This window comes from Mesorhizobium sp. M0626, from assembly GCF_040320665.1.
GTDB lineage: Bacteria > Pseudomonadota > Alphaproteobacteria > Rhizobiales > Rhizobiaceae > Mesorhizobium.
Genome location: NZ_JAMYQD010000012.1, coordinates 234883 through 242870, shown reverse-complemented (window position 1 = coordinate 242870; position 7988 = coordinate 234883). Strand labels below are relative to the sequence as shown.

The window sequence follows — 7988 nt, the reverse complement described above, 5'->3', positions numbered from 1 at the left end:
GATGCTTACATCCCGACGCCGGTTCGTCCGCTGGACAAGCCGTTCCTGATGCCGATCGAAGACGTGTTCTCGATCTCGGGCCGTGGCACGGTCGTCACCGGCCGCGTCGAGCGCGGCATCGTCAAGGTCGGCGAGGAACTGGAAATCATCGGCATCCGTCCGACGACCAAGACGACCTGCACGGGCGTCGAGATGTTCCGCAAGCTGCTCGATCAGGGCCAGGCTGGCGACAACATCGGCGCGCTGCTGCGCGGCGTTGATCGTGAAGGCGTCGAGCGCGGCCAGGTTCTGGCCAAGCCCGGTACGGTGAAGCCGCACAAGAAGTTCGTGGCCGAAGCCTACATCCTGACCAAGGATGAAGGTGGCCGTCACACGCCGTTCTTCACCAACTACCGTCCGCAGTTCTACTTCCGCACGACCGACGTGACCGGCATCGTGTCGCTGCCGGAAGGCACGGAAATGGTTATGCCCGGCGACAACATCACGGTCGATGTCGAGCTGATCGTGCCGATCGCCATGGAAGAGAAGCTGCGCTTCGCCATCCGTGAAGGCGGCCGCACCGTCGGTGCCGGCATCGTCGTCACCATCAAAGAGTAATTTGGACTTAAACCGATCTGTCGCGGGCGCAGGATTTGCCCGCGCCGCGCCAGAACAAGGAAGTGACGCATGAACGGACAGAATATCCGCATCCGCCTGAAGGCGTTTGATCACCGCGTGCTCGACGCCTCGACGAAAGAAATCGTGTCGACGGCCAAGCGCACCGGAGCAAACGTCCGCGGCCCCATTCCGCTGCCGACGCGGATCGAAAAGTTCACGGTCAACCGGTCGCCTCACGTCGACAAGAAGAGCCGCGAGCAGTTCGAGATGCGCACGCACAAGCGTCTGCTCGACATCGTCGATCCGACCCCGCAGACGGTCGATGCTTTGATGAAGCTCGATCTGGCCGCCGGTGTCGACGTCGAGATCAAGCTCTAAGGGAATGAGAGCGCGGTAAGGGGCGGTGCCCCTGGCCCGGAACTCTAAAGGAATTGAACCGATGCGTTCAGGTGTGATTGCAAAGAAGGTGGGAATGACCCGCATCTATAATGATGCCGGGGAACATGTTCCCGTCACCGTTCTCCAGATGGAGAACTGCCAGGTCGTGGCTCAGCGCACGCAGGAGAAGAACGGCTATACGGCCGTCCAGCTCGGCGTTGGCCTTGCCAAGGTAAAGAACACGTCGAAGGCGATGCGCGGCCATTTCGCGACCGCTTCCGTCGAGCCGAAGGCGAAGGTCGCCGAGTTCCGCGTCTCCGCCGACAACATGATCGATGTCGGCGCCGAGATCACCGTCGAGCACTTCGTCGCCGGCCAGAAGGTCGATGTGACGGGCACGACGATCGGCAAGGGTTTCCAGGGCGTCATCAAGCGCCACCACATGGGTGGTGGCCGCGCGACGCACGGTAACTCGGTTTCGCACCGTACGCACGGTTCGACCGGCCAGCGTCAGGATCCGGGCAAAGTGTTCAAGGGCAAGCATATGGCTGGCCACATGGGCGACACCCGCGTCACCACACAGAATGTCGAGATCGTTTCGACCGACGCCGATCGCGGCCTGATCCTGATCCGCGGTGCGGTTCCCGGATCGAAGGGCGCCTGGATCCTGGTCCGCGATGCGGCCAAGGTGGCACTGCCGGCCAATGCGCCGAAGCCTGCCGCGATCCGCCCGGTTGCTGCAGCTAGCGCTGCCACGAACGAGGCTCCGGCCGCAGAGGGAGCAGAATAATGGATCTCAAGATCACAACGCTTGGCGGCAAGGACGCCGGCAAGGTGAAACTCTCCGAGGAGATTTTCGGCCTTGATCCGCGCGAGGACATCCTGCAGCGCGTCGTGCGCTGGCAGCTGGCCAAGCGCCAGCAGGGCACGCACAAGGCCAAGGGCCGCGCCGAAATCGCGCGCACCGGCGCCAAGATGTACAAGCAGAAGGGTACGGGCCGCGCCCGTCACCATTCGGCACGCGCTCCGCAGTTCCGCGGCGGCGGCAAGGCCCACGGCCCGGTCGTTCGCAGCCACGAGCACGATCTGCCGAAGAAGGTGCGCGCTCTGGGCTTGCGGCATGCTCTCTCGGCCAAGGCCAAGAGCGCGTCGATCATCATCATCGACGAGCTGAAGCTGACCGAGGCCAAGACGAAGGCGCTGATCGCGAATTTCGCGACGCTGGGCCTGACCAACGCCTTGGTGATCGGCGGTGCCGAGCTTGACCAGAACTTCAAGCTGGCGGCGACCAACATCCCGAACATCGACGTGCTGCCCATCCAGGGCATCAACGTCTACGACATTCTGCGCCGCGGCACGCTGGTCCTTTCGACGGCCGCCGTCGAGGCTCTCGAGGAGCGCTTTAAATGACCGACCTCCGTCATTACGACGTGATCGTCTCGCCGGCGATCACGGAAAAGTCGACCATGGCTTCCGAGAACAACCAGGTTGTTTTCAACGTCGCCAAGAAGGCGTCGAAGCCGGAAATCAAGGCCGCTGTCGAAGCGCTGTTTGGCGTCAAGGTTACGGCCGTGAACACGCTTGTCCGCAAGGGCAAGATCAAGCGCTTCCGCGGCACGATCGGCCGCCAGAGCGACGTCAAGAAGGCGATTGTGACACTGGCCGACGGCCAGTCGATCGACGTCGCGACGGGTCTCTGAGCTAGGCCGCGAGGACAACAAACATGGCACTTAAAAAATTCAACCCGGTAACGCCGAGCACCCGCCAGCTGGTCATCGTCGACCGCTCGGGCCTCTACAAGGGCAAGCCCGTCAAGGGCCTGACCGAAGGCCTGACCAAGTCGGGCGGCCGCAACAATCACGGCCGCATCACGGCCCGCTTCATCGGCGGCGGTCACAAGCGTTCGTACCGCATCATCGACTTCAAGCGCCGCAAGTTCGACGTCGTCGGCACGGTCGAGCGCATTGAATACGATCCGAACCGCACCGCCTTCATCGCGCTGATCAAGTATGACGATGGCGAGCTGTCCTACATCATCGCTCCGCAGCGCCTTGCCGCCGGCGACAAGATCGTGGCCGGTGAATCGGTCGACGTGAAGCCGGGCAATGCGATGCCGCTGGCCTCGATGCCGGTCGGCACGATCGTCCATAACATCGAGCTGAAGCCGGGCAAGGGCGCCCAGGTTGCCCGCTCGGCAGGTGGCTACGGCCAGCTGGTCGGTCGCGATCAGGGCATGGCGATCCTGCGCCTCAACTCGGGCGAGCAGCGTGTCGTTCACGGCTCCTGCATGGCCACCGTCGGCGCCGTGTCGAACCCCGACCACGGCAACATCAACGACGGCAAGGCCGGCCGCACGGTCTGGCGCGGCAAGCGCCCGCACAATCGCGGCGTGACCATGAACCCGGTCGACCATCCGCATGGCGGTGGCGAAGGCCGCACCTCCGGTGGCCGTCATCCGGTCAGCCCGTGGGGCAAGCCGACCAAGGGCAAGAAGACGCGGTCCAACAAGGCGACCGACAAGTTCATCCTGCGCTCGCGCCATCAGCGCAAGAGCTAAGAAGAGGTAACGCCAAGTGACTCGTTCTATTTGGAAAGGCCCCTTCATCGACGGCTACCTTCTCAAGAAGGTGGACAAGGTTCGTGAAGGTGGTCGCAATGAGGTGATCAAGATGTGGAGCCGTCGCTCCACCATCCTGCCGCAGTTCGTCGGCTTCACCTTCGGTGTCTACAACGGCCAGAAGCATGTTCCCGTCTCGGTGAACGAGGACATGGTCGGTCACAAGTTCGGTGAATTCGCTCCGACCCGGACCTATTACGGTCACGGCGCGGATAAGAAGGCGAAGAGGAAATAATCATGGGCAAGGCCAAAGCTCCGCGCAGGCTTGCTGACAACGAAGCGCGCGCCGTTCTGCGCACGATCCGTATCAGCCCGCAGAAGCTGAACCTGGTTGCCGCGCTGATCCGCGGCAAGAAGGTCGCGACAGCGCTTTCCGATCTCGAATTCTCGGCCAAGCGGATTTCCGGCACGGTCAAGAAGACGCTGGAATCGGCGATCGCCAACGCGGAAAACAACCACGACCTCGACGTCGATGCGCTGATCGTGGCGGAAGCCTATGTCGGCAAGTCGATCGTCATGAAGCGGTTCCATGCTCGTGGCCGCGGTCGGGCCAGCCGTATAGAAAAGCCGTTCTCGCACCTCACGATCGTCGTTCGTGAAGTCGAAGAAAAAGGGGAGGCCGCATAATGGGTCAGAAAGTCAATCCGATCGGTCTGCGCCTCGGCATCAACCGCACCTGGGATTCGCGCTGGTTCGCGAACACCGGCGAGTACGGCAAGCTGCTGCATGAGGACATCAAGATCCGCAAGTATCTTGAGAAGGAACTCAAGCAGGCTGCGATCTCCAAGGTCGTGATCGAGCGTCCGCACAAGAAGTGCCGCGTCACCATCCATGCGGCGCGTCCGGGTCTGATCATCGGCAAGAAGGGCGCCGACATCGAGAAGCTTCGCAAGAAGCTGATGGAGATGACGAAGTCCGAGACGCACTTGAACATCGTTGAAGTGCGCAAGCCGGAAATCGACGCGACCCTGGTCGCCCAGTCGATCGCCCAGCAGCTCGAGCGTCGTATCGCGTTCCGCCGCGCCATGAAGCGCGCCGTTCAGTCGGCCATGCGCCTGGGCGCCGAAGGCATCCGCATCAACTGCGCCGGCCGTCTCGGCGGCGCCGAGATTGCACGCATGGAATGGTACCGCGAAGGCCGCGTGCCGCTGCATACGCTGCGCGCCGATGTCGACTATGGCACGGCCGAAGCGCATACGGCTTACGGCATCTGCGGCGTCAAGGTCTGGGTGTTCAAGGGCGAAATCCTCGAGCACGATCCGATGGCTTCGGAGCGTCGCGCGACCGAGGGTGATGCTGCGCATGGCGGTGGTGGTGATCGCGAACGCGGTCGTCGTCGCGAAAACGCCTGATTATTTAGGAATTTGGAGTTAGAACGATGCTGCAGCCAAAGCGCACAAAGTTCCGCAAGCAGTTCAAGGGCCGTATCCATGGTACCGCAAAGGGCGGCACCAACCTGGATTTCGGTGGTTTCGGGCTGAAGGCGCTGGAGCCGAACCGCGTCACCGCGCGTGAGATCGAGGCGGCCCGCCGCGCGATCACTCGTGAGATGAAGCGTGCCGGCCGCGTGTGGATCCGTATTTTCCCTGATGTGCCGGTGACGTCGAAGCCGACCGAAGTGCGCATGGGCAAGGGCAAGGGCGCTGTCGATTACTGGGCGGCGCGCGTCAAGCCGGGCCGCATCATGTTCGAGATCGACGGCGTCAACGAAGAAACCGCCCGTGAGGCGCTGCGTCTCGGCGCGGCCAAGCTCTCGGTCAGGACGCGCTTCGTACAGCGCATCGCAGAATAAGGACGGGCTGATCATGAAAGCCGAAGACATCCGGACGAAGACCCAGGACCAGCTGACCGACGATCTGGCCAGCCTGAAGAAGGAGCAGTTCAACCTGCGCTTCCAGAAGGCCACCGGCCAGCTCGAGAAGACCGCGCGCGTGCGGCAGGTTCGCAAGGACATTGCGCGTATCAAGACCATCGCTGCGGAAAAGTCCGCGGCCAAGAAGGCTTAAGGACGAAAATCATGCCAAAGCGCATTCTGCAGGGCACTGTCGTCAGCGACAAGAACGAGAAGACGGTAGTCGTCAAGGTCGAACGGCGCTTCACGCATCCCGTGATGAAGAAGACCGTGCGCATGACCAAGAAGTACAAGGCGCACGACGAGAACAACGCCCACAAGGTCGGCGATCAGGTGTTCATCCAGGAATCGAAGCCGATTTCCAAGGACAAGCGCTGGATCGTCGTGTCTTCGGACCAGGCGTAACAAACCGAATTTTGGACAGACCGGGGAGGGGCTTTGAGCCCGTCCCGTTAGAAGAGAAGAAGGCGGCCAGTCATGATTCAGATGCAAACAAACCTCGACGTCGCGGATAATTCCGGCGCCCGTCGTGTCATGTGCATCAAGGTGCTGGGCGGCTCGAAGCGGAAATACGCTTCCGTAGGCGACATCATCGTGGTGTCGATCAAGGAAGCCATTCCGCGCGGCCGCGTTAAGAAGGGCGATGTGATGAAGGCGGTCGTGGTTCGCACGGCCAAGGACATCCGCCGCCCGGACGGCAGCGTGATCCGTTTCGACAAGAACGCGGCCGTTCTCGTCGACAACAAGAAAGAGCCGATCGGCACGCGTATCTTCGGACCGGTTCCGCGCGAACTCCGCGCCAAGAACCACATGAAGATCATCTCGCTCGCGCCTGAAGTGCTGTAAGGAGCCGGACCAATGCAAAAGATTAGAAAAGGCGACAAGGTCGTCGTGCTGGCCGGCAAGGACAAGGGCCGTTCGGGCGAAGTCCTTTCGGTTCAGCCGAAGGAAGACACCGCGCTGGTGCGCGGCGTCAACATGATCCGTCGTCACCAGAAGCAGTCCCAGTCCCAAGAGGGCGGGATCATCACCAAGGAAGCGCCGATCCAGCTGTCGAACATCGCGCTGGCCGACCCCAAGGATGGCAAGCCGACCCGCGTCGGCTTCATCTTCCAGAAGGACGGCAAGAAGGTGCGCGTCGCCAAGCGCTCGGGAGAAGTCATCAATGGCTAAGGCTCAAACCACGAAGCCCAAGGCTGAAAGCAAACAGTCCAAGGCCCAGAACACGCCGCGCCTCAAGCAGGTCTACAACGAGACCATCCGCAAGGCGCTGCAGGAGCAGTTCGGCTACGAGAACGAGATGCAGGTTCCGCGCATCGACAAGATCGTGCTGAACATGGGCGTCGGCGAAGCGACCGCGGATTCGAAGAAGCCTTCGATCGCGGCCGAAGACCTGGCGATGATCGCCGGCCAGAAGGCCGTCGTCACCCGCGCCCGTAATTCGATCGCCGGCTTCAAGGTCCGCGAGAAGATGCCGATCGGCGCCAAGGTCACGCTGCGCAAGGAACGCATGTACGAGTTCCTCGACCGTCTCGTGAACATCGCACTGCCGCGCGTCCGCGACTTTCGCGGACTGAATCCGAAGAGCTTCGATGGCCGTGGCAACTACGCCATGGGCATCAAGGAACACATCGTGTTCCCGGAGATCAACTACGACAAGGTTGATCAGATCTGGGGCATGGACGTCATCGTTTGTACGACTGCGAAGACGGACGACGAAGCCAGGGCATTGCTCAAGGCCTTCAACTTCCCCTTCCGCCAGTAACGGCAGCGAGAAAAGGAAAAATCTGAAATGGCAAAGACCAGCTCAGTCGAGAAGAACAACAGGCGCCGCAAGCTTGCCGACCAGTACGGTCCCAAGCGCGCAGCGCTCAAGGCGATCATCATGGACCAGTCCAAGCCGATGGAAGAGCGTTTCCGCGCTCAGCTGAAGCTTGCTGCCCTGCCGCGCAACTCGGCCAAGATCCGCATCCGCAACCGCTGCGAAGTTACCGGCCGTCCGCGCGCCTATTATCGCAAGCTCAAAGTATCGCGCATCGCGCTTCGTGATCTCGGCAATAACGGCCAGATCCCGGGCCTGGTCAAGTCGAGCTGGTAAGGAGGACATAACATGTCATTGAGCGATCCTCTCGGCGATATGCTGACCCGCATCCGCAACGCGTATGGCCGTAAGAAGTCGAGCGTTTCGACGCCGGCCTCGCGCCTGCGTACCCGCGTCCTCGACGTGCTGAAGGCTGAAGGCTATATCCGCGACTACAGCCAGACCGACTTCGACAACGGCAAGTCCGAAATCGAAATCGAGCTGAAGTATTTCGACGGTGCTCCGGTCGTGCGCGAAATCGCCCGCGTCTCGAAGCCTGGCCGCCGCGTTTACGTCTCGGCCAAGTCGATCCCGCACGTCGCCAACGGCCTCGGCATCGCCATCCTTTCGACGCCGAAGGGCGTGATGGCCGATCACGAAGCACGCGAACAGAATGTCGGCGGCGAAATCCTCTGCCAGATTTTCTAATTCGGCAGACCTGAAACAAGAGAAGTGACGAGGAC

The 7988-nt window shown here is 61.6% G+C and carries 17 protein-coding genes; all 17 read left to right on the top strand.

Features of this window, described 5'->3' with window-relative positions; genetic code table 11:
* Positions 1-597 (top strand): EF-Tu C-terminal domain-related protein (locus NKI37_RS17620; protein WP_352791469.1); only part of this gene is annotated, 597 nt, incomplete at its 5' end.
* A 69-nt stretch (positions 598-666) separates the two neighbouring features.
* Complete coding sequence (gene rpsJ, locus NKI37_RS17615) at positions 667-975, top strand: 30S ribosomal protein S10 (protein ID WP_010909272.1); 309 nt, start codon at positions 667-669, stop codon at positions 973-975.
* A gap of 61 nt (positions 976-1036) precedes the next feature.
* Positions 1037-1765 carry a 50S ribosomal protein L3 gene (rplC, locus tag NKI37_RS17610; RefSeq protein ID WP_023691244.1) on the top strand — a complete coding sequence of 243 codons (729 nt, stop codon included), beginning with the start codon at positions 1037-1039 and terminating at the stop codon, positions 1763-1765.
* Positions 1765-2385 (top strand): 50S ribosomal protein L4, encoded by a 621-nt coding sequence (gene rplD, locus NKI37_RS17605; protein ID WP_023698816.1) that lies wholly within the window; start codon positions 1765-1767, stop codon positions 2383-2385. Before rplC ends, rplD begins: the two co-directional genes overlap by 1 nt.
* The gene (locus tag NKI37_RS17600; RefSeq protein ID WP_023672751.1) at positions 2382-2675 is read left to right on the top strand and encodes a 50S ribosomal protein L23; all 294 of its coding nucleotides are present in this window, start codon (positions 2382-2384) and stop codon (positions 2673-2675) included. The genes rplD and NKI37_RS17600 overlap by 4 nt, the downstream gene beginning before the upstream one ends.
* 23 nt (positions 2676-2698) lie before the next feature.
* On the top strand, positions 2699-3532 hold the full coding sequence (gene rplB, locus NKI37_RS17595; protein ID WP_023706515.1) for a 50S ribosomal protein L2: 834 nt from the start codon (positions 2699-2701) through the stop codon (positions 3530-3532).
* Positions 3533-3548: 16 nt separating this feature from the next.
* Complete coding sequence (gene rpsS, locus NKI37_RS17590; RefSeq protein WP_006205463.1) at positions 3549-3827, top strand: 30S ribosomal protein S19; 279 nt, start codon at positions 3549-3551, stop codon at positions 3825-3827.
* Between the two features lie 2 nt (positions 3828-3829).
* Positions 3830-4219, top strand: coding sequence for a 50S ribosomal protein L22 (rplV, locus tag NKI37_RS17585; protein WP_006205462.1), 390 nt, complete (start codon positions 3830-3832; stop codon positions 4217-4219).
* Positions 4219-4944 carry a 30S ribosomal protein S3 gene (rpsC, locus tag NKI37_RS17580; protein ID WP_023672753.1) on the top strand — a complete coding sequence of 242 codons (726 nt, stop codon included), beginning with the start codon at positions 4219-4221 and terminating at the stop codon, positions 4942-4944. The genes rplV and rpsC overlap by 1 nt, the downstream gene beginning before the upstream one ends.
* A 26-nt stretch (positions 4945-4970) precedes the next feature.
* On the top strand, positions 4971-5384 hold the full coding sequence (gene rplP, locus NKI37_RS17575) for a 50S ribosomal protein L16 (RefSeq protein ID WP_006205460.1): 414 nt from the start codon (positions 4971-4973) through the stop codon (positions 5382-5384).
* 13 nt (positions 5385-5397) lie between these two features.
* A complete protein-coding gene (gene rpmC, locus NKI37_RS17570) occupies positions 5398-5598 on the top strand; it encodes a 50S ribosomal protein L29 (RefSeq protein ID WP_006205459.1) in 201 nt (66 codons plus the stop codon).
* Between the two features lie 11 nt (positions 5599-5609).
* Positions 5610-5849 carry a 30S ribosomal protein S17 gene (gene rpsQ, locus NKI37_RS17565; protein ID WP_010909280.1) on the top strand — a complete coding sequence of 80 codons (240 nt, stop codon included), beginning with the start codon at positions 5610-5612 and terminating at the stop codon, positions 5847-5849.
* A gap of 72 nt (positions 5850-5921) precedes the next feature.
* A complete protein-coding gene (gene rplN, locus NKI37_RS17560) occupies positions 5922-6290 on the top strand; it encodes a 50S ribosomal protein L14 (protein ID WP_006205457.1) in 369 nt (122 codons plus the stop codon).
* A 12-nt stretch (positions 6291-6302) separates the two neighbouring features.
* Positions 6303-6617, top strand: coding sequence for a 50S ribosomal protein L24 (gene rplX, locus NKI37_RS17555; protein WP_013531428.1), 315 nt, complete (start codon positions 6303-6305; stop codon positions 6615-6617).
* A complete protein-coding gene (gene rplE / locus NKI37_RS17550) occupies positions 6610-7209 on the top strand; it encodes a 50S ribosomal protein L5 (RefSeq protein ID WP_023672755.1) in 600 nt (199 codons plus the stop codon). Before rplX ends, rplE begins: the two co-directional genes overlap by 8 nt.
* A gap of 27 nt (positions 7210-7236) precedes the next feature.
* On the top strand, positions 7237-7542 hold the full coding sequence (rpsN, locus tag NKI37_RS17545; RefSeq protein ID WP_010909282.1) for a 30S ribosomal protein S14: 306 nt from the start codon (positions 7237-7239) through the stop codon (positions 7540-7542).
* A gap of 12 nt (positions 7543-7554) precedes the next feature.
* Positions 7555-7953 (top strand): 30S ribosomal protein S8, encoded by a 399-nt coding sequence (gene rpsH / locus NKI37_RS17540; protein ID WP_006205453.1) that lies wholly within the window; start codon positions 7555-7557, stop codon positions 7951-7953.
* Positions 7954-7988 lie beyond the last annotated feature (35 nt).

Bases quoted from the DNA above. Each gene is read 5' to 3' on its own strand.
- rpsJ (WP_010909272.1), top strand. From the start codon at position 667: ATGAACGGACAGAATATCCGCATCCGCCTGAAGGCGTTTGATCACCGC.
- rplC (WP_023691244.1), top strand. From the start codon at position 1,037: ATGCGTTCAGGTGTGATTGCAAAGAAGGTGGGAATGACCCGCATCTAT.
- rplD (WP_023698816.1), top strand. From the start codon at position 1,765: ATGGATCTCAAGATCACAACGCTTGGCGGCAAGGACGCCGGCAAGGTG.
- NKI37_RS17600 (WP_023672751.1), top strand. From the start codon at position 2,382: ATGACCGACCTCCGTCATTACGACGTGATCGTCTCGCCGGCGATCACG.
- rplB (WP_023706515.1), top strand. From the start codon at position 2,699: ATGGCACTTAAAAAATTCAACCCGGTAACGCCGAGCACCCGCCAGCTG.
- rplV (WP_006205462.1), top strand. From the start codon at position 3,830: ATGGGCAAGGCCAAAGCTCCGCGCAGGCTTGCTGACAACGAAGCGCGC.
- rpsC (WP_023672753.1), top strand. From the start codon at position 4,219: ATGGGTCAGAAAGTCAATCCGATCGGTCTGCGCCTCGGCATCAACCGC.
- rplP (WP_006205460.1), top strand. From the start codon at position 4,971: ATGCTGCAGCCAAAGCGCACAAAGTTCCGCAAGCAGTTCAAGGGCCGT.
- rpmC (WP_006205459.1), top strand. From the start codon at position 5,398: ATGAAAGCCGAAGACATCCGGACGAAGACCCAGGACCAGCTGACCGAC.
- rpsQ (WP_010909280.1), top strand. From the start codon at position 5,610: ATGCCAAAGCGCATTCTGCAGGGCACTGTCGTCAGCGACAAGAACGAG.
- rplN (WP_006205457.1), top strand. From the start codon at position 5,922: ATGATTCAGATGCAAACAAACCTCGACGTCGCGGATAATTCCGGCGCC.
- rplX (WP_013531428.1), top strand. From the start codon at position 6,303: ATGCAAAAGATTAGAAAAGGCGACAAGGTCGTCGTGCTGGCCGGCAAG.
- rplE (WP_023672755.1), top strand. From the start codon at position 6,610: ATGGCTAAGGCTCAAACCACGAAGCCCAAGGCTGAAAGCAAACAGTCC.
- rpsN (WP_010909282.1), top strand. From the start codon at position 7,237: ATGGCAAAGACCAGCTCAGTCGAGAAGAACAACAGGCGCCGCAAGCTT.
- rpsH (WP_006205453.1), top strand. From the start codon at position 7,555: ATGTCATTGAGCGATCCTCTCGGCGATATGCTGACCCGCATCCGCAAC.